Source organism: Cognatishimia activa, assembly GCF_017798205.1.
Classification (GTDB): Bacteria; Pseudomonadota; Alphaproteobacteria; order Rhodobacterales; family Rhodobacteraceae; genus Cognatishimia; species Cognatishimia activa_A.
In genome coordinates this window covers 2,804,829-2,828,370 of sequence record NZ_CP060010.1, presented here as the reverse complement: position 1 = coordinate 2,828,370, position 23,542 = coordinate 2,804,829, and the positions used below count along the sequence as shown (strand labels likewise).

Sequence of the window (23,542 nt, the reverse complement as noted above, 5' to 3'; positions counted from 1 at the left end):
AGTGTTGAATTTTTTCGATTTGGGCGGAGGAGTTCACCGCTTTGTCATGACTGATGTGCAGATACCACACGGTCGTGGCCGTTCAGGTCCTTGTGGCAGGCGACTTGCGCGAGGCCCGCGTTCTGAAAAATGCGCACCACATCTGGTCCTTGGCGGTAGCCGATTTCAACGAGGATGCGGCCCTGAGGGGCAAGGTGTTTGCGCGCGCCTTTCGCAAGGACTTCGTAGGGGGCCAGACCGTCGCCGCCGGGTGTGAGCGCCAGATGCGGGTCGTGGTTTAAGACATCAAGGGACAGCTCCGCCATTTCCGCGTCAGAGATATAGGGTGGGTTTGAAACAATAAGATCAAATTCACCTCTTATCTCACTGAACCAATTAGATTTTATTGCCGTGAGGCGACCCAACACAGAAAGCGTTTTTGCATTGCGAAGGGTCACATCCAGACAGGCCTGACTGATATCGCTGGCGTGTGCTTGCGCCTCTGAAAGCTCAGCTAGAAGGGTTAAAGCAATGATACCGCTGCCGCATCCCAGATCGAGAATCGTGTCGGGTTTTGCACCCTTGAGCGCCAGATCGATCAGAGTTTCTGTTTCGGGACGCGGGTCCAAAACATCCGGTGTGATTTCGAAATCCCTACCCCAGAAGTTCCGACGCCCTAGGATCTTTGACACCGGTTCGCGCGCCGCGCGACGGGCCAGAAATCCATGAAACTCTTTGGTCTGGGCCTCGGTGACCTTAAGGTCAGGTTCAAGCGACAGTCGGGCTGCTGGCATGCCGATGACCTCGGCCAGTAAGAGCCGCGCGTCGCGTTCCGGTCCTTCGATTCCCGCCTCTCGCAGCGCTTTCGCGCCTTCCATCAGGACTTGGCGGAGAATCATCCCTGCATATCGGCGAGCTGCGCCGCCTGATCGTCTGCGGTGAGCGCGTCGACGATCTCATCGATATCGCCCTGCATGACTTGGTCGAGCTTATAGAGCGTGAGGTTGATGCGGTGATCGGTCATACGCCCTTGCGGGAAGTTGTAGGTGCGGATGCGCTCAGAGCGATCACCGGAGCCCACCTGTGATTTCCGGTCAGCCGAGCGCTCGCTGTCAATCCGCTGACGCTCCAGATCATAAAGCCGCGTTTTCAGAACCTGCATCGCGATTTCGCGGTTGCGGTGCTGGGATTTCTCGGAGCTGGTGACAACGAGACCGGTTGGCAGGTGCGTGATACGTACCGCTGAGTCCGTCGTGTTGACGTGCTGTCCACCTGCGCCTGACGAGCGCATGGTGTCGATGCGCAGGTCGTTGGCGTCGATCTGGATGTCCACGTCTTCAGCCTCTGGTAGCACAGCAACAGTGGCCGCCGAGGTGTGAATACGTCCGCCGCTTTCGGTCGATGGCACTCGTTGCACACGATGCACGCCGCTTTCGTATTTCAGGCGCGCGAAGACGTTCTCGCCTTTGATATGGCCGACGACTTCTTTGATGCCACCAAGCTCGGTGGCGTTTTCCTCGATGATCTCGAATTTCCAGCCACGCGCTTCAGAGTAGCGCTGGTACATGCGCAGGAGATCTCCGGCGAAAAGCGCTGCTTCATCGCCACCTGTTCCGGGGCGAATTTCAATCATCGCAGGACGCGCATCAGCCGCATCTTTCGGCAACAGCGCTATTTGCAGCGCCTTTTCGGCCTCGGGCAGTTGTTCTTTCAGCGCAGGCAATTCCTCTTCGGCCAATTCCCGCATGTCGGGATCGTCCATCATGGCCTCGGCTTCCTCGAGGTCCGCCAACAACTGGCGATAGGCCTGAATTTGCTCGACCACAGGTTTCAGGTCGGAATATTCCTTGGCCAGCGCGGCGATATCTGCGCCGGCGGCTCCGTCAGCCATTTGCGCCTCGAGAAACTCGAACCGCTGGGTGATTTGTTCTAAACGCTCGAAAGGTACCATGGGGCTACGTTGCGTATCGCGCGGGTTTGGTCAAGAGGCGAAACTATGCTAGATTGGGCTTATGCTACGTTCTTTTGTTATCAGTCTTTTGGTCACAAGCGCCCTGCCCGCCGTTGCGGATGTCACAAGCCCCAGCGGACGTACGGTGGAGTGTTATTGCACAGATCGCACCGGCAGCCGTGTGGAACTGGGCGAGTTTATCTGCATGCAGGTCGATGGGCGCATGTTCATGGCGCAATGTCAGATGTCTCTGAACAACCCGATGTGGCGCGAAATAGCGCCGGGCTGTTTAAGTTCTTCTGTGCGTGAGGGGCTACATGGCCCGCAAAGCGTCAATCCAGGCTTTGACCCTCTTGCCGTTTACCCCGAGGTCTGAGCGACCGAACCGCAAACGACTATGAATCTTGATGGTGTCGCCATCGAGCTTCACCGTCGCGTAGTCAGGAAAACCAAACCCTGCCGACCGCGTGACATAGGTTACGAACCCCTCTGATACCGAGCCAGCGAGCACCTTCGTGCGCGGAGTGGCCTGTGCGATCTCATCCAGCTTTGCCATTGTCGATGCGTCGCCCGAAATCACGCGTTTCACGCCGCTTTCCTCGTCTGCATCTGCGGTGAAATCGGTCAGCCTGTGGAATTTCTCGACATTCGTCGGCGCGACCCGAACATAACCCGCAAAAACGACAACAATCGCCAGAATAAGATACACGAAGGTCATCGTCTTTTTCCTTTTCGCATTCATTTGATCCAGATAGGCCCGTGAAGGACCATTTAAAGAGCAAATGAGGTGCCCCTTACGTCAACGGCTGCGATTTTTCGACCAAACGCGCAAAGAAGGACGCCCCGACCGGAGAAACCTCGTCGTTGAAGTCATAGTTCGGGTTGTGCAAGCCCGCGCCTTCTCCTTGGCCAAGGAAGAAATAGGCGCCGGGGCGGGTATTCAGCATGTAGGAAAAATCCTCCGCGCCCATTTCCATGCCGGTGTTTGGATCGACGGCGGCCTCGCCAGAAACTTCGCGGGCCACTTCGGCGGCGAAATCCACTTTCTCGGCATTGTTGACAGTTGCGGGATAGCCAACTTCGATTTCGACTTTGGCGTCGACATTATAGGACGCCGCCTGCCCCGCCGCGATCTCGCGGATGCGGCTGTGGATAAGGTCTTGGACCTCGGGAACAAAGGTCCGGATCGTGCCACCGACATAGGCGGTATCGGGGATCACATTGTCCGCAGAGCCAGAGTTGATCATAGTCACCGAACATACCGCCTCGTCGCGCGTATCATGGTTGCGGCTGATAATGGTCTGGATCGCATTCACGATGCTAACGGCTGCCACAATCGGATCCGCGGTTTCCTGAGGATAGGCCCCATGACCTCCGCGTCCCTGAATATTGATGTGGAACGTATCGACCGCCGCCATGATCGGGCCAGGTTTGGAATAGAAGTGCCCCACATCCAGCCCCGGCACATTGTGGATGCCAAAGACTTCGCCGATACCAAAGGTGTCCATGATCCCTTCATCGACCATGACGCCAGCCCCGCCGCCGCCTTCCTCGGCAGGCTGAAAGATCAGGGCAACGCGGCCGTTAAACTTGCGTGTCTCAGCCAAATAGCGCGCCGCCCCCAAGAGCATGGTCGTATGGCCATCATGCCCACAAGCGTGCATTGCGCCTTTCACGGTCGAGGCGTGCTCGAGCCCCGTTGTCTCTTCCATCGGCAAGGCATCCATATCCGCGCGCAGACCTATCGTCGGCCCATCTCCCTGCCCATTGATGATCGCAACAACACCCGACGTCGCAATGCCTTCGTGGATTTCGTCCACGCCAAATTCTTTCAGCCGCTCGACCACAAAAGCGGCCGTCTTATGGCAGTCAAACTGCAGTTCAGGGTGCTGATGCAAATAGCGCCGCCAGGTTTTCATATCCTCGGCATAATCTGCAATTCGATTGACGACAGGCATGGCTATTCTCCCTCGCGCTGGATAGCTTGCGCGTAGCAAACACCGAACCGGAGAAACCTGCAATGGCTGATGACGCGCTGATCCATAATCCAAAGGGCGGCATGCCACGGTTGCTTGAGATCATGCGCCGGCTTCGCGATCCGGACACCGGCTGTCCCTGGGATATCGAGCAGGATTTCGCGACGATCGCGCCCTACACCATCGAAGAGGCCTATGAGGTCGCCGATGCGATTGATCGCGAGGCTTGGGATGAGCTTAAGGGAGAACTGGGCGACCTGCTGTTTCAATCCGTGTTTCACGCTCAAATGGCTTCCGAGAAAGGTCTGTTTGATTTCAACGATGTGGCCGACACGATGTCGGATAAAATGGTCGCGCGCCATCCGCATGTCTTTGGAGACGAAAGCCGCGACAAATCCGCGGATCAGCAAACCCGCGACTGGGAAACCATCAAAGCCGCTGAGCGCGCTGGAAAGGCGCAAAAAGGCACATTGGATGGGGTGGCGATTGGCCTGCCTGCCTTGTTGCGGGCGTTGAAACTGCAGAAACGCGCGGCGCGGGTTGGGTTTGACTGGCCGGACACGTCTCATGTGATCGACAAGATTGTCGAAGAAGCCAAGGAGCTTGAAGAAGCGCGCGATACGCTGACGGAAACGGAAATCGCCGAAGAATTCGGAGACCTGTTGTTTGTCATGGTTAATTTGGGCCGCCACCTTGGTCTGGACCCGGAAAACGCCTTGCGGGCGACCAATGCGAAATTCACCCGCCGCTTTGAGAAAGTCGAAGAAAAACTGGCGGCGCGCGGCAAAACGCCATCACAATCCACCCTCGAAGAAATGGACGCTTTGTGGGATGATGTAAAAACCGATGAAAAAAATCGGAAATAATGTCTGATAAAAAGATTCAGGTATTGACCCTACTAAAAAACTAGGATTAATAACGGCCATACCGATAACAAAGGATGGCACAGCCATGACGATCTTCAAATCCACAGTTTTTGCTGCAGCAGTCGCGGCAACTGCACTCCCTGCCCTTGCTGACGAAGTGAACATTTACTCTTACCGTCAACCAGAACTGATCAAACCGCTGACTGATGCCTTCACCGAAGAAACTGGCATCAAAGTCAACGTTGCATTTCTTGCAAAAGGCATGGTGGAGCGTCTGCAAGCCGAGGGTGATCGCTCTCCTGCAGATGTTGTCCTGACCGTCGATATTTCCCGCCTGGCCGCCGTTGTAAACGCGGGCCTAACCCAGCCAGTTGAAAGTGACGTTCTGGATGCAAACGTCCCAGCTTCCTACCGCGACCCAGAAGATCACTGGTACGGCCTGACCACCCGCGCACGGATCGTCTATGCCTCTAAAGACCGTGTCGCAGACGGCGAAGTCACCACCTACGAAGACCTCGCGGACCCGAAATGGGAAGGCCGCATCTGCTCTCGTTCCGGCACACATGCCTATAACGTCGCGCTGGTTTCCGCAGTTCTGCATCACCATGGCGAAGAAGCCACCAAGACTTGGCTGGAAGGCGTAAAATCCAACCTCGCGCGCAAGCCTCAGGGCAATGACCGCGCACAGGTCAAAGCGATCTGGGCCGGTGAATGCGACATTTCCATCGGCAATACATACTACATGGGCAAAATGCTGAGCGATGACGAGCAAAAAGCATGGGCCGACAGCGTCAATATCGTCTTTCCAACCTTTGAGGACGCGGGCACCCACGTGAATATTTCTGGCGTTGCGATGACCAAAGCCTCTCCTAACCCAGAAAACGCGCTGAAACTGATGGAATTCCTGACCTCTCCGAAGGCGCAGGAAATCTATGCGACCGCAAACTTTGAGTATCCCATCGCAGCAGGTACATCTGCGGATCCTCTGGTCCAGGGTTGGGGCAGCTTTGACGCGGATACGGTGAACCTGATGACATTGGCGGGCAACCGTGCCGATGCGATCAAACTGATCGAAAGCGTTGATTTCGACGGCTAAGGCCATCGTCACAGAGTTCCAAAGGGGCGCTTCGGCGCCCTTTTTCGTTTTTGTATCGCTGCCGCATAAGTATTTCTTTACTTGGCGGTCAAAATTCAAATGATGGTCACTTCAAGACCGCCAGCAAAAAGCCGCGCACATGACCCAGTCCCGCAAAATCATCATCGACACAGACCCCGGACAAGACGACGCTGCAGCGATTTTCCTGGCACTCGGCAGCCCAGAAGAGATCGACCTGCTTGGCATCACCACAGTCGCTGGCAATGTACCGCTCGCGCTGACGTCTAAGAACGCGCGGATCGTCTGTGAATGGGCGGACAAACCGGGCACTAAGGTTTTTGCGGGCTGTGATGCGCCCTTGTCGCGTCCTTTGGTGACGGCGGAACATGTGCATGGGAAGACCGGTCTGGATGGGCCGGACCTGCATGAACCCACGATGCCTCTGCAAAAGCAACACGGCGTGGATTTCATCATCGAAACCCTGCGGACAGAACCAGCCGGAACGGTCACCCTGTGCACGCTCGGTCCGCTCACGAACATCGGTCAAGCGTTTAAGACCGCACCGGATATCATTGATCACGTTCAGGAAATCGTTCTGATGGGTGGGGCGTATTTCGAGGTCGGCAACATCACTCCGGCTGCCGAGTTTAACATCTATGTCGATCCAGAGGCCGCCGAGATCGTCTTTACATCAGGTCTTCCAATCACTGTCATGCCGTTGGATGTAACGCACAAAGTACTCACCACCGCACCTCGCATTCAGGCTTTACGCGATCTGGGCACAACCGCAGGCACCGCAATGGCCGAGATGGTGGATTTCTTCGAACGGTTCGATGTCGAGAAATACGGCTCTGCGGGGGCTCCGCTGCATGACCCCTGTGTGATCGCCTATCTGCTGAAACCCGAACTATTCCAAGGCCGCCACATCAACGTCGAAATCGAAACCACCTCAGACCTGACCCTCGGCATGACCGTCGCCGATTGGTGGGGCGTCTCAGATCGTAAGCCCAATGCGATGTTTATGGGCGATGTGGATGCAGATGGCTTTTTTGCCCTGCTGACTGAGCGGATTGGCCGCCTCTGATCTGGTCGCTGACCGGTGGGACCTCTATATAGACGGCATGAGCATCTCGATCCCCTTTGACAACAGCTATGCGCGCCTGCCTGCGCAACTGTTTACGCATCTTAATCCAACGCCGGTCAGCGATCCCAAGCTGATCGCCTATAATGCGGCGCTCGCGGCGGAGCTTGGGATCACCGATGAGGGCAGCGAAGAGGATCTGGCCCGTATTTTCGCAGGCAATGACGTGCCAACGGGCGCTGAACCCCTCGCCCAGCTCTATGCTGGTCATCAATTCGGCCAATGGAACCCGCAACTTGGGGACGGGCGCGCCATCTTGCTCGGCGAGGCCAAAGGGTGCGACATCCAACTCAAAGGCGCAGGCCCCACACCCTATTCTCGAAACGGAGACGGTCGGGCCTGGCTCGGTCCAGTCCTGCGGGAATATGTCGTGTCAGAGGCCATGCATGCGCTTGGCATTCCGACCACCCGAGCTTTGGCCGCGGTGGAAACCGGAGAGGACATCTATCGCGAAACCGCCCTGCCCGGCGCGGTTATCACACGCGTGGCCTCGAGCCACATTCGAGTCGGCACGTTTCAGGTGCTGGCAGCGCGCGGCGACCAAGAAGGCCTGCAGGCGCTGTTTGAACATGCAGTGGACCGCCACTACCCGGACGCGGGGTCTCCGCTGGAGTTTCTGAATGCTGTGATTTCCGCGCAGGCAGCTTTGGTGGTGAAATGGCTTTCGGTCGGCTTCATTCATGGGGTCATGAACACCGACAACTGCGCGATTTCCGGAGAAACCATCGACTATGGCCCTTGCGCTTTCATGGACGCTTTCCACCCGATGCAGGTGTTTTCTTCGATCGACCGACGTGGGCGCTATGCCTATGGCAACCAGCCTGACATCATCGTCTGGAACATGGCGCAACTCGCGACGGCTTTGGTGCCTTTGGTTGAGAATCGCGAAGCGGCCGTCGCAGAGTTCACCGCCGCCGTTCACGCCATGCCTGCGATGATCCAACGGCTGTGGCGCGAGGCTTTTGCCAAGAAGATCGGGATCGCCAACCCGCGTCCAGAGGACGAGAAACTTGTCACGGACCTCATGGGTCTCATGGGCAAGCAAGAGGCCGACTTCACCAATACCTTCCGAGGCCTTTCCGAGGGCAATGCGCGGGATCAATTCGTGGATCGCGAGGCTTTTGATGATTGGTCAGAAACATGGGAAAAACGTTTAGAGTCAGAGGACAACCCGACTGACCTCATGCGATCCGTTAATCCGGCTGTCATTCCGCGCAATCACCGGATCGAGGCCATGATCACCTCTGCCGTTCAAGGGGACTACGGGCTGTTTCACACTCTGCAAGACGCGCTCGCGTCGCCCTATGACACGCCAAAGATTTTTCCTGACCTTCTCCATCCACCAAAAGATGAAGAGCGCGTGACGGCAACCTTCTGCGGGACGTAACCCGCGGATCAAACCTTGACGCCCGCGCCTTTGGCAAAAAGACTGGGCTTTGACCCAGTTATCATGTGAGCGCTATGGCCGAATTTTACGTCTATGATGTCTTTTCCTCCGAAGCCTTTGGAGGTAACCAACTTGCTGTTATTCCCGACGCAACGGCGCTGCCAGAAGAAGACCTGCAGCGGATCGCGCGCGAGTTTAACTTCTCAGAATCGACTTTTGTCTTCCCGCCAGAGGACCCTGCCCACACCGCGCGTGTCAGAATATTCACGCCCACCATGGAAATTCCATTCGCGGGCCATCCCACAACCGGAACAGCCGTCGCGCTTTCAGATCAAGGCACTCCGCCAGACATGGTGCTCGAGCTCGGGGTTGGGCCGATCAAGTGTCACGCAGTGAACGGGCAGGCCCGATTCACGACCGAAGTGCCTCTGGAGAAACTCGCAGCGCCGTCACTTGCGCATGTTGCTGACGCTTTGGGCCTTTCAGAGACCGACGTAGAAACGTCCACGCATGCGCCGATCTTGGCCTCTGTCGGCCTGCCGTTCACGATCACGGAACTCAAGTCCCGCGAGGCGCTGGCCAATATCGTCACCAATGTCGCAGCCTTCCGTCAGGGGGCCGAGACCTATCCCGGCGCACTGGATTTCGCACAATTCGCCTATGTGACAGAGGGCGACACGATCCACGCCCGCATGTTCGCGCCTCTGGACAATATCCCAGAAGATCCGGCCACCGGATCCGCTTGCGCGGCTCTTGGGGCCTTGCTGGCCGATCTCACCGGCGCGGATCAGGCGCTGACGATCCGTCAGGGCGAGGATATGGGGCGCCTTAGCGTGATCCAACTGAGCACCACGGGCGGCGCGGTCACCATTTCCGGTGCCGCAAAACGCGTGATGCAGGGGCGTTTGGTCTATTAACGCGAGCGACGACGCGGCGGCTCGGACCCGCCTTGCCCGCTGCGTTTGCCTGACGGCTTGCCTCGGAACTTGCCACCGGGTTTACCCTGAGGTTTGCCGCCGCGCGGCTTGTCATCGCGTCCGCCCCCAGAATGCCCTTTTGGTTTGCCCGAAGGTTTCCCGTCACTTTTCCAAACCCGCTTGCTTTTGGGCTTGTCAGAGCTTTCTACCCGTGCGTCGTCTGAAAAACGCCCTTGCGGCTTGCTGTCGCCCGAACGGTTCGGTTTCCCGCCCTGCCCCTTGCCGCGCCGAGGCTTTCCGCCAGACGGTTTATCAAACACCGTCACGTCCAGATCAGGTCCAAAATCGCTATCAGGCGCAGACCGACCTTGGCCGCGGCCACGTCCACCCGGCTTGCCGCGACGCGGCCCGCCTTTGGATTTGCCCTTACCGCCTTGCTCTTCGAGCCCCATCCACGGTCGACCGGAGGCCACAGGGATCGTGAACTTCATGGTCTTTTGGATGTCTTTCAGTTGATCGATCTCGTCCGGCGCGCAGAAGGCGACGGCCTTGCCGTCCATACCTGCGCGCGCGGTGCGGCCGATGCGGTGCACATAGTTGTCAGGCACATTGGGCAGGTCGTAATTGTAGACGTGACGCACATGAGGAATGTCTAATCCCCGCGCCGCAACATCGGTGGCGACAAGCACCATCGCATGACCTTCACGGAACTCTTTAATCGCGCGTTCGCGCTGACCCTGGCTTTTGTTGCCATGGACGGAAGTTGCTGTGAAACCAGAGGCTTCCAAGGACTTCTTCAGACGTTCCGCACCGTGTTTCGTACGAGAAAACACGATTGAGGCCTCGCCCATGTGGTCGGCCAAAAGCTCTTTCAGCAGATTGGTCTTTTCGGCCTTTGCAATGAAGTGAATGCTTTGGTCGATCTTGTCCGCTGCCTTGCCCGGAGGTGAAACCTGAATGCGGATCGGGTTCTTAAGATAGGTCTGCGCGATCTCATTCATCTGCTTGGGCATGGTGGCCGAGAACAGCATGGTCTGACGTTCGAACGGCAACACGTCGGCAATGCGGCGCAAAGCGTGGATGAAACCCAGATCGAGCATCTGATCCGCTTCGTCCAAAACAAGGAAATCGGTGTCCTCAAAATCCAGCGCGTTGCGTTCCATCAGGTCGATCAGACGGCCCGGAGTGGCGATGATCACATCAGTGCCTCGCTCGACCCGTTTGATCTGAGGGTTGATGGCGACGCCGCCGACCACGATACCCACTTTAAACGGCGTGCCTTCGACCATCTCTTTCAAGGACGCAGCAATCTGGTTCGCCAGCTCGCGTGTTGGCGCGAGAACCAAAGCTCGCAGGGTCTTTGGCGCAGGTTTCGTGCCATAATCCGACAATTTCGCAATCAGCGGCAGGCCAAAGGCCAGCGTTTTACCGGTGCCGGTTTGCGCCAGCCCCATCACGTCCTGCCCGTTCAAAGCATGCGGAATTGCGCGGTTCTGGATTGGGGTTGGTTCGGTCAGACCCTTTTCAGCCAAACGGTCGACCAAGCGCTTGGGCAAGCCAAGCTCATCAAAATGTGCCATTGTCTTTGTTCGCCCCAAGGGACGCCTATGTGAGTGCTCCGTCCCAGCCACAAGCCACGCCGTATACGCGCCTGTCTGATCCGGATTGCCCCACGCGTGATCTTGGGAACAGAACATCTGATGTCGGGACAAGGCCCTGCTAGCTCACGCAACAGACATCAGAGGAAGCGGCTTTGCGCCTTTTTGGCGCGCGCGTCAAGGCTCATTAGTCGGGGATAACTCGGCAAATGCTGTAGCCAGCCGCCTTTTGCCCCTGTATTGAAAAGATCAGAAAGACCCCGGAGCCCCCATGAGCGACACGATTCTAGCCCGCTGCGAAGCCAAAGGCCTGCGTATGACCGAACAACGTCGTGTGATAGCAGGCGTCTTAGAAGAAAGCGCGGATCATCCGGATGTCGAGGAACTCTATGCGCGTGCCTCTGCGCGCGATGCGGGGATTTCTTTGGCGACGGTTTACCGGACAGTGAAGCTGTTTGAAGAAGCGGGCATTCTTGACAAGCTGGAATTCGGCGACGGACGCGCGCGCTATGAAGATGCGGAACGCGACCACCATGATCACCTGATCGACATAAACTCTGGCGAAGTCATCGAGTTTATGGACCCCGAGATCGAGCAGCTTCAGGAAAAGATCGCCGAGAAACTCGGCTATCGCCTCAAGGGGCATAAGCTGGAGCTTTACGGTGTTCCGATCAAGTCGCACGGGGCCTAGGGCATGAGCAATCTGCGCTCTATGGTCTTTATGATCATGGGTATGGCGACCTTCGCTGGCGCAGATGCGATGATCAAGCTGTCATCCAGCGACACCACGACCGGGTTGATCATGATAACCATGGGGCTCGCGGGAGGATCAGTCTTTCTTGCGGTCTGTGTAGCTTCGGGCACCGCGGTTTTGTCACGGTTGTTTTTTCATCCCGTGATTTTGCTGCGCAATCTCTTTGAGGTCGCTGCGGCGTTCTTCCTGTTCCAAGCATTTGCGCTAAATGAGCTGTCGACGGTTGCTGCCATTTTGCAGGCAATCCCGCTTATCCTGACCATTCTTGCGGCTGCTTTTTTGAACGAAAAGGTCGGGCCGCGCCGCTGGACCGCCGTGGCGATTGGATTGCTCGGGGTTTTGATCATCATTCGCCCAACTGGCGCAGGCATCGGGTGGACGGATCTCTTGGCCGTCTTGGGAACGCTTTTCCTTGCGCTGCGTGACCTGGCATCCCGCCTGGCTCCTCCTGAGGCGAGCACGCCTTTGTTGTCGGTTTATGCCTTTATGTTGCTTGTCCCCATGGGGGCGGTGCTGAATTTTACCCAAGGTGGCGCGTGGCACATTGCGCCTGCGTCTTGGGGGCCGTTGAGCCTGATGGTCGTGCTGTCCGTCACCGGATACTATTGTGTAACCACCGCCATGCGGATCGGAGATGTATCCGCGGTTTCGCCCCTGAGGTATTTCCGCCTGCCCTGCGCGGCCATTCTGGCGTATTTCCTATTTTCAGAAGTGCCTGATTGGCAAACGATCCTCGGAGCAACACTCGTCGTTGGATCCGGCCTCTTCGTCATGTTGCGAGAGGCACAGCTTTCAAGTCCAAAATGAGAGACCGCAAAAGCCTTAGCTTACTAGAGGAAAACGCGCCCAGAAGGTCGCGCCACCGTCTTCATTGTTGAAATAGCCAATTTCACCGTCCATGCCTTCGGTCATCTGTTTACAGATCGACAGACCAAGACCGGTGCTTTTGAACTTTTTCTTGCCGGTCGTATGCGCTTGGGTAAAGCGTTGGAACATCTTACCTTCGAGCTCATCTGGCACGCCAGGACCGTGGTCGCGCACGGCAAATTCCACCTGTCCTTCTTTGATATTCAGACCCAACTCAATTTCAGACTCAGCGGGCGAAAATTTAATCGCATTGGACATTAAGTTCGCAAGGATCTGTTGCAGGCGGTTTACGTCTGCATTGATGTAAATCGGATCATCGCCAGGCTCGCCGGCGACAGAAATCTTCTGACCGTCTTGGATATAGCCCTGCATAGACAGAACTGCATCTGCGGCTGCATCGCGTACATTCACCTTTTCCAGGTCGTAATGCATTTCGCCGGATTCAATGGACTTAAAGTCCAGGATCTCATTAACCATGTGCAGCAAGCGGTTGCTGTTGCGCTGTGCCAGTTGCATGAGGTTTCCAATTGGTCCGGGCAATTCACCGAGTTGACCGCTGTTGGCCATTTTCAGAGCACCCAGAATAGACGTCAAAGGCGTACGCAATTCATGGCTGATCATCGCCAGATAGTCATCCTTGGACTTCTCGCGCATGACGAAGTCGGTTACATCCGTGTGCAAGCCAACCATTTTCAGAGGTTTATTGTTCTCGCCCCATTCGGTGATGCCGACGTCGGACTGAATCCAAATCCATTCACCATCTTCGTGACGGAACCGAAATGTCACTTTGCTGCGCTTGATTTCGCGCGCGAACATTTTTGCGTCTTCTGCTTGAACAGTTTCCAGATCGTCAGGGTGTACGCGGGACAGCCATTCTTCCTGAGCAAGGATTTCTTCGTCGACATCCAGGCCGATCATCCGTTTCCACGCCGGAGAGGCAACCGAAATACCGGTCACAAGATCTAACTCGAATACACCAATGCCGGCATCTTCAAGTATGTCGAACGTATTTAGCTTTTCCATACCTGTCCCAGTCGCGCTTTTCGCTTCGACCATGAGATTGCTTACAACTGCTTTTAACACAACGCTACCCTGCTCTTGTGGTTATTCAAAAACCTCTTCGAATACCAGCGAAAGCGTCAATAACGAGCAAATTAGCCCAGAATTTGACCCAAACTTGCACTTTTTACGATTATAAACAGGTGAGCTAGAGGCGACTCTCCCTTATGAAGGTACTATCTAGAAATTGTAACAATCTTAAGTAGTATTTTGTTAGCGCTATCGGCCATCGTTTACATTTCAAAATAGCCTGCTATTACAGCGCCAACTGAATTTACTGCCGGGACATCCTATCATGAGCACCATCATTGACATCCACGCACGCGAAATTCTGGACAGCCGGGGCAACCCGACCGTCGAGGTTGACGTCACCCTCGAAGACGGCACGGTGGGCCGCGCAGCTGTGCCTTCTGGCGCATCAACTGGCGCCTACGAAGCGGTGGAAAAGCGTGACGGCGATAAAGCGCGTTATCTTGGCAAAGGTGTTCTCGAAGCCTGCGCGGCTGTAAATGGCGAGATCGCGGAAAACCTAGTGGGCATGGATGTCACCGAACAGGTGGCCATCGATTCCGCGATGATCGAGCTGGACGGCACCCCAAACAAAGCACGTCTGGGCGCGAACGCTATTCTTGGTGTGTCTCTGGCCTGCGCAAAGGCAGCTGCTGATTTCACCGCGCAGCCTCTGTTCCGCTACGTTGGTGGCACCTCGGCCCGTGTCCTGCCTGTGCCAATGATGAACATCATCAATGGCGGCGAGCACGCAGATAACCCAATCGACATTCAAGAATTCATGATCATGCCGGTGTCCGCCAGCAACGTGAAAGAAGCCATCCGCATGGGCGCCGAAGTCTTTCACGCGCTGAAAAAAGAGCTGACGGCGGCTGGTCACAACACAGGTATCGGTGATGAAGGCGGTTTCGCGCCAAACATCGAAAGCACCCGCGCTGCTTTGGACTTCATCAAAGTTGCGGTTGAAAAAGCCGGCTATGAGCTGGGCAAAGACATCTATCTGGCGCTGGATTGTGCGTCCTCTGAATACTTCAAGGACGGCAAATACGAGCTGAAGGGCGAAGGTAAATCCCTGACATCCGAGGAAAATGCGCAGTATCTGGCGGATCTTTGTGCCGACTACCCGATCATCTCGATTGAAGACGGTATGGACGAGGACGACTGGGCCGGCTGGAAAATGCTGACAGACCTCATCGGAGACAAAGTGCAGCTTGTGGGCGATGACCTTTTTGTGACCAACCCTGCCCGTCTGGCGGATGGCATCAAGCAAGGTGTCGCGAATTCCATGCTGGTTAAAGTGAACCAGATCGGCTCTCTGACCGAAACATTGAAGGCCGTCGATATGGCGCACCGCGCGCGCTACACCAACGTTATGTCTCACCGTTCCGGCGAGACTGAAGACGCCACCATCGCGGATCTCGCGGTCGCCACCAACTGTGGTCAGATCAAAACCGGCTCTCTCAGCCGCTCTGACCGTCTGGCGAAATACAACCAGTTGATCCGCATCGAAGAAATGCTGGGCGAAACTGCGGAATATGCGGGCGCGAGCATTCTTAAAAGCTAAGCGACCTTAGCAACAGTTTCAAAAGCCCCGCCCTTTCGGTGGGGCTTTTTTCGTTCGAGTGATTGCCTTTGATCGCCCACCATGATCTCTGTCCAAGAAAAAGAGGTATTGAATGCTGAGTGCCGGTTTCCATCAAGTTCCAAAGGGCCATGTTACCACTGTTGTGACACATCTGGAGATGCATGCGCCTCAAGCGCGCCCTACGCCTGAAATCGAAGGTGTGAGTTTCAAAAAGCACGACGCTGTTGCACCATCGGACTATCGGAAACTCTTTCGTCGGATTGGTGAAAACTACCTCTGGTTCTCGCGCCTTCATCTGAGCGATGAAGAGCTGCTCGAGATCTTTGGAAACCCGGATTACGACCTCTACACATTGCAACGCGATGGTGAGGACCTTGGCCTATTAGAGTTGGATTTTCGCGTGTCTGGGGCGTGCGAGCTTGCGTTCTTTGGATTGGACGATGCCCTGATCGGAACCGGAGCCGGACGATATCTTATGACCCAAGCGATCACCCTGGCCTTTCAACGCGATATCACGCGATTTCACGTTCACACATGCACGTTAGATAGCCCTCAGGCCTTGGCTTTCTATATTCGCAGTGGCTTTAAGCCCTACAAGCAAGAGATTGAAATCGCAGAAGATCCCCGCTTGTCCGGAGACCTCCCCATGACCGCAGCCCCGCAGATACCGGTATTCCCATGACCCCAGCAGAGATCATCAAACACCTCGACCTCACACCGCACCCAGAAGGTGGGCACTACCGTCAAACCTGGATCGCGGAGGAGGACGGTCGGCCCTCTGGCACGTCAATTTATTTTTTGCTGCAAGCAGGTGAAAGATCACACTGGCACGCCGTGGATGCGACAGAGATCTGGCACTATTACGCCGGCGCGCCCCTGTTATTACATCTCTCGGCAACAGATGAGGGCCCGGCGACAACGCATACTCTTAGCCCGGACTTTGCCAAAGGTCACGCGCCTCAACTGATCGTCCCAAAGGATCACTGGCAGGCGGCGGAGACCACTGGGGAGTATACTTTGGTAGGATGCACGGTATCCCCTGCATTTCAGTTTGAGGGCTTCACCCTCGCCGCTCCGGATTTTGATATCCCGCGCGGCTGACTTTATGCCTCCGGCGGGGATATTTCTGGCAAGCGAAAACCCGGTTTCATCTTGCTAAAATACTCAATTCCAAGCTTTAAGTTGGCTCACTAAGGGTGCCTCCACCTACGAGGGCCATAACACCGGTGGTCGCAGGACTAGAGGTCGGCAGGCCCCGCGCCACCCTCGCTGCGAGATAGGCAAAGGCTTGCGCTTCGAGCATGTCGCCGTTGAGGCCACAGGATTCTATTGGCGCGACGGGACAATCCAGTGAGACCGTCAGCATTTCCATCAAAACGGGATTGTGACGCCCGCCGCCTGTGACAAAGACCTGTGACGGTGGCTCTGGACAGTGATCCATACCTTGCACCACGGCAGCGGCGCTCATGGCCGTTAGGGTCGCAACCGCGTCAGAGGTAGAGAGTTCAGAGACCAACCCGATCATTTCCGAAAAATCGTTTCGATCCAGTGACTTTGGCGGAACTCTTGTGAAATAGGCCTCTTGCAAAAAGAGTTCCAGAGCTCCGGTTTCTACCGTGCCTTTGCGCGCTATGGCTCCGTCTTTGTCAAAGGGCTGTCCGGTCTGGGCCAGCATGAAGTCATTGATCGGCGCGTTCGCGGGGCCTGTGTCGAACGCCAGCAAAGCGCCCTCTTCTTCCGCGGACTCGCATTGCGGATTGACCCAAGTGATATTGCCCACGCCGCCAAGGTTCAGGAACACCACGGGGTGGTCGCATTCGATTTTCCTGGCGCAAGCAAAATGGAAAAACGGTGCCAGCGGCGCGCCTTCTCCGCCAAGTTTGATGTCTGCGGAGCGAAAATCCCACACGGTTGGCACGGACAGCGCTTCGGCAAGCGCGAGGCCATCTCCTACTTGCAAGGTTCCGCGACCACGAGGTTCATGCGCCAGTGTTTGACCGTGAAAGCCAAAGAGATCGCAATCTGTGAAATCGCCAAAGGCCTCAAGATGCGCCTCTTGAACGACGTTTGTCGCTGCATCGACCCCGTCTCCGGTCCATTTGCCTAGAGCTGCGCGCAGGACATCCTGTTCGCGTGATGAATACGGCCGAAATGCGTGGCGATCTGTGGCTTCAAACGTCACACCATCTGTCTCGATCACCGCCACATCCACGCCGTCCAGAGACGTGCCCGACATGGCACCTGCGACACGAATTGGCCCCTTGCTCAATTTGGCCTTCAACATGGTCTTTTCCTTTGCGGCCCGCCTGCTTATAGATGCGCTCATATCATATGAGACGGATACCATGACCTACCACCCCAAATCGGATTTCATTGCAGTGATGATGGAGCGCGGCTTTCTGGCTGATTGCACCGATTATCAAGGCCTCGACGAAGCTCTGATCAAAGGCGTGGTGCCAGGCTATATCGGCTTTGATGCGACGGCGAAGTCGTTGCATGTGGGATCCTTGATCCAAATCATGATGCTGCGTTGGTTGCAGAAGACCGGGCACAAGCCGATCACCCTGATGGGCGGAGGCACGACGAAGGTCGGTGATCCTTCGTTCCGCGCGGATGAGCGGCCTTTGCTGACCGAAGATCAGATCAATGACAATATCAGCGGCATTCAGCAGGTTTTTGCGAAGTATATCGACTATGGTGACGGCGAGACCGATGCTTTGATGCTGAACAATGCGGAATGGCTGGATGGTTTGAACTATCTGGAATTCCTGCGCGACATCGGGCGGCATTTCTCTGTGAACCGGATGCTGAGCTTTGAATCGGTCAAATCTCGCTTGGATCGTGAACAGAGCCTGAGCTTTCTTGAGTTCAACTATATGATCCTGCAGGCCTATGATTTCCTTGAACTGAACCGCCGTTATGGCTGTTTGGTGCAGTTCGGCGGCAGCGATCAATGGGGCAATATTGTCAACGGGATCGACCTGACACGCCGAGTGATCGATCAACAGATCTTTGGCCTGACCTCGCCGCTTCTGACCACGTCTGATGGCAAAAAGATGGGCAAATCGGCGGATGGTGCGGTCTGGCTCAATGCTGAGATGCGCAGCCCTTATGAATTCTGGCAGTTCTGGCGCAATACAACGGATGCAGATGTGGGCCGCTTCCTAAAGCTCTATACAGAGCTGCCGGTGGAGGAATGTGATCGTCTGGGCGCTTTGGCGGGATCTGAGATCAATGAAGCCAAGGTGATTTTGGCCAATGAGGTCACGACGCTTTGTCACGGCGCGGATGCAGCTGAGGCTGCAGAGGCAACGGCGCGTGAGGTCTTTGAAAAAGGCGGTGTTGGTGCGGATCTTCCGACGCTTTCGTTGAGTGCTGATGATATTGGCGATGGCATTTCTGTGGTGCAATTGATCGTGAAATCCGGCCTCGCGAAATCTGGCAAAGAGGCCAAGCGTCTGATTGCAGAAAACGGCGCGAAACTGGATGACCAGCCTCTTACAGAAGCTGGGCGGGTGTTTACTGCGGCTGATCTGGCCTCTCCGATCAAACTGAGCGCTGGCAAAAAGCGCCATGCTTTGGTTCAATTGGCATAGGGTTTGACGACCAAAAGAGAACAGAGAGCGCCCTTAGCGGCGCTCTTTTTGTTTCGACGTTCGGTCACATTGGACTCAGCGCGCGGCCCGAGGGTAAGTGAACGCACGTTCAATTAAAATCGGAGATCCTCATGAAACTCGCCACAACAGCCGCTGTCATTTCTGGGGCCGCTTCTGGTCTGGGTGAGGCCACTGCACGGCATTTTGCCGAGCAAGGTGGGCAGGTTACGATACTGGACAGGGACGTCGAGCGCGGTCAGGCGGTAGCAAAAGAGATCGGCGGGTATTTTGTTGAAACCGATGTGACAGATGAGGCCTCAGTTCAGGCGGCCATGGAGTTTGCCGTTGAAAACATGGGGAAAATCACGGCCGCGGTGAATTGCGCGGGAATTGCGCCAGCGGCGAAGACACTGGGGCGCGATGGCCCGCACGATCTGGCAATGTTTCAGAAAGTCATCGACATCAATCTGGTCGGGAGTTTTAACGTGGCGCGCTTGGCGAGCGCGGTCATGGCAGAGAACGCGCCAGAACCTGACGGTGCGCGCGGTGTAATTATCAACACGGCCTCGGTCGCTGCGATGGAGGGTCAAAAGGGTCAGGCGGCCTATGCAGCCTCCAAGGGTGGCATTGTGGGCCTGTCTCTGCCGATGGCGCGGGATCTGGCGAAACAGGGCATCCGCGTGATGGCCATTGCGCCGGGGATCTTTAAGACGCCTATGCTGATCGGGTTGGGGCAAGAGATCATGGATGGATTGGCAGCGGATGTCACATGCCCTCCGCGTCTTGGTGATCCGTCTGAGTACGCGCGTTTGGCGGGCTTTATCGTGGAATGTGGCTATCTGAACGGTGAAGTGATCCGCATCGATGGGGCTTTGCGGATGAAATAGTCGAGGGGCCCGCCCCTCGAGCACCCCGGGATACTTATTGCAAGAGAAAGCCTAGCCTTCGGCTTTCTCTTCGAGCTCCATCCATTCTTCTTCGGCTTTAGCGACGGCCTCTTGGCGTTCGACCAGAGCCTCTGTGGCTTTCTGGAACTTCACGGGTTCTTTGGTGAATAGTTCGGGGTCTGACATGAATTCTTCGAGCTTGGCGATCTCGGCCATAAGGCGGTCGATTTCAGCAGGCAAAGCATCGAGGCGTTTTTGTTCGGCGAAGGTAAGGCCCTCTTGTGGGGCTTTATCTTGCTTTACCTTTTCCTTTTTGGGCTTTGATTTTTCTGCCTTTTCAGGCGCATCTGCTTTGCGCTGCGCGCGGTAGTCCGACCAGCCACCGGCGTAGACAATCGCCTCACCATTGCCCTCCATCGCGATGGTCGTGGTCGCCACGCGGTCAAGAAAGTCACGGTCGTGGCTGACGAGAAGCACGGTGCCGTCGTAGTCATCCAGCAGCTCTTGCAAGAGGTCGAGCGTTTCAACATCCAGATCGTTGGTGGGTTCGTCGAGAACCAAAAGGTTGCTTTCCCTGGCCATGAGTTTTGCCAGCAAGAGCCGCGCTTTCTCGCCGCCAGACAGAGACCGCACCGGTGCGCGGGCCTGGCGTTCGTCAAAGAGGAATTCCTTGAGATAGCCCACGACGTGTTTCGGGTTGCCGCGCACCATGACTTGGTCGGCTTTGCCCGAGACACGCATCTCAGGGTCTCCGGTCAGGCTGTCCCAGAGGGTCATGTCTGGGTCAAGCTGGGACCGTGTTTGGTCAAAGACCGCGGGGATCAGATTTGTGCCGAGGGTGACGGTGCCGCTATCAGGCGACTCTTGGCCCATGAGCATTTTGATCAATGTCGTTTTGCCCACGCCATTGGGGCCGACAAAGGCGATCCGGTCGCCGCGTTGCACCAAAAGATCCAACTTTCGCACGATGGGTTTGTCGTCAAAGGCCTTCGCCAGCTCTTTGACCTCGATGACCTTACGACCGGACTTTGGCCCCGCCTGAAACTCCATCGCGGCAGAGCCCTGGCGTTTGATTTGTGCCGCCCGTTCTGCACGCAAACCTTGCAAAGCCCGCACGCGCCCCTGGTTGCGCTTGCGCCGCGCGCTAATGCCTTCGACCGCCCAACGCGCTTCGGCTTTGATCTTTCGATCGAGCTTGTGGCGCTGCATGTCTTCGTCTTCCCAGGTCTTGTCGCGCCAGGCTTCGAAATCGGCAAAACCCTTGTCTTGGCGACGCACCATTCCCCTGTCAATCCAGAGGGTTGCGCGGGTGAGCTCACGTAGGAATGCGCGGTCGTGGCTGATCAAAACAAAGCCCGCGCGGGTGGCTTTGAGTTCGCCTTCAAGCCAGGCAATCGCTTCGATATCGAGGTGGTTTGTCGGCTCGTCCAATAGCATCAATTCTGGCGCCTCGGCCATGAGTTTGGCCAAAGCAGCACGCCGTCTCTCGCCACCTGAGGCGGTCCCGACAGAGCGCGCTGGGTCAAATTTCAGCCCCTCACCTGCCCGTTCAACCTTATAGAGTTCACCGGCATCCAACCCAGAGGCGGCGAAATCACCGAGCGTGGCAAAGCCCTCCATCGTGGGGTCTTGCTCCATATAGCCGACCGACACGCCCGGTGGCACAGTGATCGCCCCTTTGTCGGCCTCAACCAATCCGGCCATGACTTTCATCAAGGTCGACTTGCCCGAGCCATTGCGCCCAACCAAAGCCACGCGGTCGCCCGGTTGCACCACCAGATCAAGGTTATCAAACACCGGATCCCCGCCGAAAGTCAGCGTGATCTCACTCAGTTGCAAAAGAGGTATACGAGCCATGGCGACCAGCTAAAGCCGCCCTTAGCAGAGGTCAACCAGCATCAGGCGGACATGGCCCGCAAGAGGCGTTTGCGCGCGGGGGGAATCGCTTTGATCTCAAGGCCTGTGAAAACATGCAGTGTGTTCATCTGCTCATCGACTACGGCATGGTCGCTGACCCAGCCGCCCATCATCAGATAGGTGCGCAGCAAGGGGGGCATGCGCAATTGCGCTTGCTTTAGGTCAGGTTTCCTGCGCAGGCGGGCAGCGAATTGAAACACCTTGGGTGCTTTGACCCGCGGCAACCAGCGTTTTGGCGCGATATGGCGGTCGCGCAACATGGCAAAAGCGTCGAAATACTCTTTGGCATCCGTGCCTTTGAAGGAGGAACAGCCAAACAGCAGTTCCACGTTGTTATTGTCGACATAGGCTGTCATCGCCGCCCAGGCGACGCGCAAGATATCTGGGTCTTGGACCTCGGGATGAATACAGAAACGTCCCATCTCGACCATTGTGCCCTGAAAGTCTTGCAAGGCGCTTAATTCGTAATATTGCGCCGAATAGCTCTGCGCGATCTCATTGCCGGAATTTAGTGGCAAGAACCGGAAACAGCAGACCAAAGCCCCTGATTTGCGGTCTTTCACCAGAATATGTGTGCAAATCTCGTCAAAGGCGTCGGCATCCAATCCGTCTACCCCTTTGAAGGCCAGATGCCTCAAACGTTGCGCGGCCTCGATCTCTGCGCGCGTCGTCGCCTCAAAAGCTTCGTAACGGGATTTCATCAAGCCAACCATACCAAGGCCTCACTCTTTCGTTCGACCCCGATATAGGTGCGCGCCCATGACAAGATAATGACAGCGTGACTTAAAGCAGCGCGTTCGGGTCAAAACTGCCAAGGTTGCCCAAAAGCTGGCGGATGAATGAGATGTTGTTCAGACCATTGTCCGTCACGCGACGCGACAGCACGACGACTTGTCCGTCCTCAAGACCAAAGCGTTCGACGTTGGACACGATACCATTGTTGTCAAATGTCACCGCCACCAGTTCGCGACTGATTTCAGTTGGACGGCTTGGGCCAATTGTGCGCACGCGGCTGCGGACGTAATAGAACCCGCCGTCTTCCAGCACACCACCTGCTGTGGGCGCCCCCAGCGTTTCTGCGACACTATCTTTAGTGTCGACACCGATTACCACTTCGGCCAGTTCTTCTTCGCTGGGCACATAGCCGTGATTGCGATACTGCGCGGAACATCCCGCCCCAAGAATACACAGAGCGAAAATAGCCGCTTTCACTGGTTTTTTCATATTGGCCATCCCTGCCCTCTTGTCTTGGCTTTCCGAGATACTTATCGGCTAAGAGAATGAAGGATCAAGGTTCAATTGCGAAAAGGAAAATTCCGATGCCTGCATCAGAGCCCGCAAAAACCACATATGCTGTTGCGGAGTTGCCCCAGAATAAGGCCGTTTCCTTTAAGATCGTGCCCGAGGGTGCCGCGCTAAAGACGCTGGCTGACGAGCTTGGCATCCTTGATCTGCGCAAACTGCGCTTTGAAGGAGAGATCAAGGCGCGCGGCAAACGCGACTGGCTCGTGAAGGGGCAATTGGGCGTGACCGTGGTGCAGGCCTGTGTGGTGACGCTTGATCCTGTGACGACCCGGATCGACGCGCCGGTAGAACGGCTGTTTCTTGCCAATTACGCCGCGCCCACCGAAGAGGAATACGAAGTGACCGATGAGGATTCGGCCGATCCTTTGGGAGACACCATCGATTTGTCAGAGATCCTCATCGAAGAACTCAGCCTCAATCTGCCGCTTTACCCACGCACAGAAGGTGCAGATCTCTCCGAATCCGTCTTTTCCGAGCCGGGAATCGCCCCCATGCGGGACGAGGATGCGCGCCCATTTGCAGGGCTCGCCGGTCTGCGGGATCAACTTGCGCAGAAAGACGAGAAATAACACTTGCGTTGCGGCAATTTCTGACTATTTTCGCGCGCTCATCGGAATTTAGCGTTGGACTTGGCCAAGCGATCATCGTAAAG

Annotated in this window: 24 protein-coding genes; 14 read left to right on the top strand and 10 right to left on the bottom strand. The window is 56.1% G+C overall.

Features of this window, described 5'->3' with window-relative positions; genetic code table 11:
- Positions 1-44: 44 nt before the first annotated feature.
- Positions 45-878, bottom strand: coding sequence for a peptide chain release factor N(5)-glutamine methyltransferase (gene prmC / locus HZ995_RS13950; protein ID WP_209356271.1), 834 nt, complete (start codon positions 876-878; stop codon positions 45-47).
- Positions 875-1,930, bottom strand: a complete 1,056-nt coding sequence (gene prfA, locus HZ995_RS13945; protein WP_209356270.1) for a peptide chain release factor 1 — start codon at positions 1,928-1,930, stop codon at positions 875-877. The genes prmC and prfA overlap by 4 nt, the downstream gene beginning before the upstream one ends.
- A 61-nt stretch (positions 1,931-1,991) precedes the next feature.
- On the opposite strand from prfA, the gene HZ995_RS13940 reads away from it, so the two are divergent.
- Entirely contained in the window at positions 1,992-2,306 is a 315-nt protein-coding gene (locus tag HZ995_RS13940) for a hypothetical protein (protein ID WP_209356269.1), read from the top strand.
- On the opposite strand, the gene HZ995_RS13935 is transcribed toward HZ995_RS13940, so the two are convergent.
- Both HZ995_RS13935 and HZ995_RS13930 read right to left on the bottom strand, forming a co-directional pair.
- Positions 2,244-2,648, bottom strand: a complete 405-nt coding sequence (locus HZ995_RS13935; protein WP_209356268.1) for a DUF1499 domain-containing protein — start codon at positions 2,646-2,648, stop codon at positions 2,244-2,246. The genes HZ995_RS13940 and HZ995_RS13935 overlap by 63 nt on opposite strands.
- Positions 2,649-2,724: 76 nt before the next feature.
- Entirely contained in the window at positions 2,725-3,888 is a 1,164-nt protein-coding gene (locus HZ995_RS13930; protein WP_209356267.1) for a M20 aminoacylase family protein, read from the bottom strand.
- 62 nt (positions 3,889-3,950) lie between these two features.
- Here HZ995_RS13930 and mazG point away from each other — a divergent pair, with 62 nt between their 5' ends.
- From mazG to HZ995_RS13905, 5 genes are all read left to right on the top strand, one after another.
- Complete coding sequence (mazG, locus tag HZ995_RS13925) at positions 3,951-4,772, top strand: nucleoside triphosphate pyrophosphohydrolase (protein ID WP_209356266.1); 822 nt, start codon at positions 3,951-3,953, stop codon at positions 4,770-4,772.
- Between the two features lie 85 nt (positions 4,773-4,857).
- The gene (locus tag HZ995_RS13920) at positions 4,858-5,868 is read left to right on the top strand and encodes a Fe(3+) ABC transporter substrate-binding protein (RefSeq protein WP_209356265.1); all 1,011 of its coding nucleotides are present in this window, start codon (positions 4,858-4,860) and stop codon (positions 5,866-5,868) included.
- A gap of 139 nt (positions 5,869-6,007) precedes the next feature.
- Entirely contained in the window at positions 6,008-6,952 is a 945-nt protein-coding gene (locus HZ995_RS13915; RefSeq protein WP_209356264.1) for a nucleoside hydrolase, read from the top strand.
- A 37-nt stretch (positions 6,953-6,989) separates the two neighbouring features.
- A complete protein-coding gene (locus HZ995_RS13910) occupies positions 6,990-8,396 on the top strand; it encodes a protein adenylyltransferase SelO (RefSeq protein WP_209356263.1) in 1,407 nt (468 codons plus the stop codon).
- Positions 8,397-8,470: 74 nt separating this feature from the next.
- Positions 8,471-9,313 carry a PhzF family phenazine biosynthesis protein gene (locus HZ995_RS13905; protein WP_209356262.1) on the top strand — a complete coding sequence of 281 codons (843 nt, stop codon included), beginning with the start codon at positions 8,471-8,473 and terminating at the stop codon, positions 9,311-9,313.
- On the opposite strand, the gene HZ995_RS13900 is transcribed toward HZ995_RS13905, so the two are convergent.
- A complete protein-coding gene (locus HZ995_RS13900) occupies positions 9,310-10,893 on the bottom strand; it encodes a DEAD/DEAH box helicase (RefSeq protein ID WP_209356261.1) in 1,584 nt (527 codons plus the stop codon). The genes HZ995_RS13905 and HZ995_RS13900 overlap by 4 nt on opposite strands.
- 289 nt (positions 10,894-11,182) lie before the next feature.
- Between HZ995_RS13900 and HZ995_RS13895 the strand changes: the two genes are divergently transcribed.
- Positions 11,183-11,602, top strand: a complete 420-nt coding sequence (locus tag HZ995_RS13895; RefSeq protein ID WP_209356260.1) for a Fur family transcriptional regulator — start codon at positions 11,183-11,185, stop codon at positions 11,600-11,602.
- 3 nt (positions 11,603-11,605) lie between these two features.
- Complete coding sequence (locus HZ995_RS13890) at positions 11,606-12,472, top strand: DMT family transporter (RefSeq protein WP_209356259.1); 867 nt, start codon at positions 11,606-11,608, stop codon at positions 12,470-12,472.
- Positions 12,473-12,487: 15 nt separating this feature from the next.
- Here the strand turns inward: HZ995_RS13890 and HZ995_RS13885 are convergent, their stop codons facing one another.
- Positions 12,488-13,555: a PAS domain-containing sensor histidine kinase gene (locus HZ995_RS13885; protein WP_209356258.1), complete on the bottom strand. Its 1,068-nt coding sequence runs from the start codon at positions 13,553-13,555 to the stop codon at positions 12,488-12,490.
- A 331-nt stretch (positions 13,556-13,886) separates the two neighbouring features.
- On the opposite strand from HZ995_RS13885, the gene eno reads away from it, so the two are divergent.
- From eno to HZ995_RS13870, 3 genes are all read left to right on the top strand, one after another.
- Positions 13,887-15,164: a phosphopyruvate hydratase gene (eno, locus tag HZ995_RS13880; RefSeq protein ID WP_209356257.1), complete on the top strand. Its 1,278-nt coding sequence runs from the start codon at positions 13,887-13,889 to the stop codon at positions 15,162-15,164.
- A gap of 112 nt (positions 15,165-15,276) precedes the next feature.
- Complete coding sequence (locus HZ995_RS13875) at positions 15,277-15,867, top strand: GNAT family N-acetyltransferase (protein ID WP_209356256.1); 591 nt, start codon at positions 15,277-15,279, stop codon at positions 15,865-15,867.
- A complete protein-coding gene (locus tag HZ995_RS13870; protein ID WP_209356255.1) occupies positions 15,864-16,286 on the top strand; it encodes a cupin domain-containing protein in 423 nt (140 codons plus the stop codon). Before HZ995_RS13875 ends, HZ995_RS13870 begins: the two co-directional genes overlap by 4 nt.
- A gap of 76 nt (positions 16,287-16,362) precedes the next feature.
- Here HZ995_RS13870 and HZ995_RS13865 read toward each other — a convergent pair whose 3' ends face one another.
- Positions 16,363-17,469 (bottom strand): anhydro-N-acetylmuramic acid kinase, encoded by a 1,107-nt coding sequence (locus tag HZ995_RS13865; protein WP_209356254.1) that lies wholly within the window; start codon positions 17,467-17,469, stop codon positions 16,363-16,365.
- 61 nt (positions 17,470-17,530) lie between these two features.
- Between HZ995_RS13865 and tyrS the strand changes: the two genes are divergently transcribed.
- Together tyrS and HZ995_RS13855 are read left to right on the top strand one after the other, a co-directional pair.
- A complete protein-coding gene (tyrS, locus tag HZ995_RS13860) occupies positions 17,531-18,781 on the top strand; it encodes a tyrosine--tRNA ligase (RefSeq protein WP_209356253.1) in 1,251 nt (416 codons plus the stop codon).
- A gap of 131 nt (positions 18,782-18,912) precedes the next feature.
- Positions 18,913-19,668, top strand: coding sequence for an SDR family NAD(P)-dependent oxidoreductase (locus tag HZ995_RS13855; protein ID WP_209356252.1), 756 nt, complete (start codon positions 18,913-18,915; stop codon positions 19,666-19,668).
- A gap of 51 nt (positions 19,669-19,719) precedes the next feature.
- On the opposite strand, the gene HZ995_RS13850 is transcribed toward HZ995_RS13855, so the two are convergent.
- From HZ995_RS13850 to HZ995_RS13840, 3 genes are all read right to left on the bottom strand, one after another.
- Positions 19,720-21,525 (bottom strand): ABC-F family ATP-binding cassette domain-containing protein, encoded by a 1,806-nt coding sequence (locus HZ995_RS13850; protein WP_209356251.1) that lies wholly within the window; start codon positions 21,523-21,525, stop codon positions 19,720-19,722.
- A gap of 41 nt (positions 21,526-21,566) precedes the next feature.
- Complete coding sequence (locus HZ995_RS13845) at positions 21,567-22,298, bottom strand: GNAT family N-acetyltransferase (RefSeq protein WP_209356250.1); 732 nt, start codon at positions 22,296-22,298, stop codon at positions 21,567-21,569.
- 70 nt (positions 22,299-22,368) lie between these two features.
- Complete coding sequence (locus tag HZ995_RS13840) at positions 22,369-22,818, bottom strand: outer membrane protein assembly factor BamE (RefSeq protein ID WP_209356249.1); 450 nt, start codon at positions 22,816-22,818, stop codon at positions 22,369-22,371.
- An 86-nt stretch (positions 22,819-22,904) separates the two neighbouring features.
- Here HZ995_RS13840 and HZ995_RS13835 point away from each other — a divergent pair, with 86 nt between their 5' ends.
- Positions 22,905-23,459: a YceD family protein gene (locus HZ995_RS13835; RefSeq protein WP_209356248.1), complete on the top strand. Its 555-nt coding sequence runs from the start codon at positions 22,905-22,907 to the stop codon at positions 23,457-23,459.
- Positions 23,460-23,542 lie beyond the last annotated feature (83 nt).

Bases quoted from the DNA above. Each gene is read 5' to 3' on its own strand.
- HZ995_RS13855 (WP_209356252.1), top strand. From the start codon at position 18,913: ATGAAACTCGCCACAACAGCCGCTGTCATTTCTGGGGCCGCTTCTGGT.
- tyrS (WP_209356253.1), top strand. From the start codon at position 17,531: ATGACCTACCACCCCAAATCGGATTTCATTGCAGTGATGATGGAGCGC.
- HZ995_RS13885 (WP_209356258.1), bottom strand. From the start codon at position 13,555: ATGGAAAAGCTAAATACGTTCGACATACTTGAAGATGCCGGCATTGGT.
- HZ995_RS13875 (WP_209356256.1), top strand. From the start codon at position 15,277: ATGCTGAGTGCCGGTTTCCATCAAGTTCCAAAGGGCCATGTTACCACT.
- HZ995_RS13890 (WP_209356259.1), top strand. From the start codon at position 11,606: ATGAGCAATCTGCGCTCTATGGTCTTTATGATCATGGGTATGGCGACC.
- HZ995_RS13905 (WP_209356262.1), top strand. From the start codon at position 8,471: ATGGCCGAATTTTACGTCTATGATGTCTTTTCCTCCGAAGCCTTTGGA.
- HZ995_RS13845 (WP_209356250.1), bottom strand. From the start codon at position 22,298: ATGGTTGGCTTGATGAAATCCCGTTACGAAGCTTTTGAGGCGACGACG.
- HZ995_RS13940 (WP_209356269.1), top strand. From the start codon at position 1,992: ATGCTACGTTCTTTTGTTATCAGTCTTTTGGTCACAAGCGCCCTGCCC.
- HZ995_RS13935 (WP_209356268.1), bottom strand. From the start codon at position 2,648: ATGACCTTCGTGTATCTTATTCTGGCGATTGTTGTCGTTTTTGCGGGT.
- HZ995_RS13850 (WP_209356251.1), bottom strand. From the start codon at position 21,525: ATGGCTCGTATACCTCTTTTGCAACTGAGTGAGATCACGCTGACTTTC.
- HZ995_RS13910 (WP_209356263.1), top strand. From the start codon at position 6,990: ATGAGCATCTCGATCCCCTTTGACAACAGCTATGCGCGCCTGCCTGCG.
- HZ995_RS13915 (WP_209356264.1), top strand. From the start codon at position 6,008: ATGACCCAGTCCCGCAAAATCATCATCGACACAGACCCCGGACAAGAC.
- HZ995_RS13930 (WP_209356267.1), bottom strand. From the start codon at position 3,888: ATGCCTGTCGTCAATCGAATTGCAGATTATGCCGAGGATATGAAAACC.
- mazG (WP_209356266.1), top strand. From the start codon at position 3,951: ATGGCTGATGACGCGCTGATCCATAATCCAAAGGGCGGCATGCCACGG.
- HZ995_RS13835 (WP_209356248.1), top strand. From the start codon at position 22,905: ATGCCTGCATCAGAGCCCGCAAAAACCACATATGCTGTTGCGGAGTTG.
- HZ995_RS13895 (WP_209356260.1), top strand. From the start codon at position 11,183: ATGAGCGACACGATTCTAGCCCGCTGCGAAGCCAAAGGCCTGCGTATG.
- prfA (WP_209356270.1), bottom strand. From the start codon at position 1,930: ATGGTACCTTTCGAGCGTTTAGAACAAATCACCCAGCGGTTCGAGTTT.
- eno (WP_209356257.1), top strand. From the start codon at position 13,887: ATGAGCACCATCATTGACATCCACGCACGCGAAATTCTGGACAGCCGG.
- HZ995_RS13865 (WP_209356254.1), bottom strand. From the start codon at position 17,469: ATGTTGAAGGCCAAATTGAGCAAGGGGCCAATTCGTGTCGCAGGTGCC.
- HZ995_RS13840 (WP_209356249.1), bottom strand. From the start codon at position 22,818: ATGGCCAATATGAAAAAACCAGTGAAAGCGGCTATTTTCGCTCTGTGT.
- HZ995_RS13920 (WP_209356265.1), top strand. From the start codon at position 4,858: ATGACGATCTTCAAATCCACAGTTTTTGCTGCAGCAGTCGCGGCAACT.
- HZ995_RS13870 (WP_209356255.1), top strand. From the start codon at position 15,864: ATGACCCCAGCAGAGATCATCAAACACCTCGACCTCACACCGCACCCA.
- HZ995_RS13900 (WP_209356261.1), bottom strand. From the start codon at position 10,893: ATGGCACATTTTGATGAGCTTGGCTTGCCCAAGCGCTTGGTCGACCGT.
- prmC (WP_209356271.1), bottom strand. From the start codon at position 878: ATGATTCTCCGCCAAGTCCTGATGGAAGGCGCGAAAGCGCTGCGAGAG.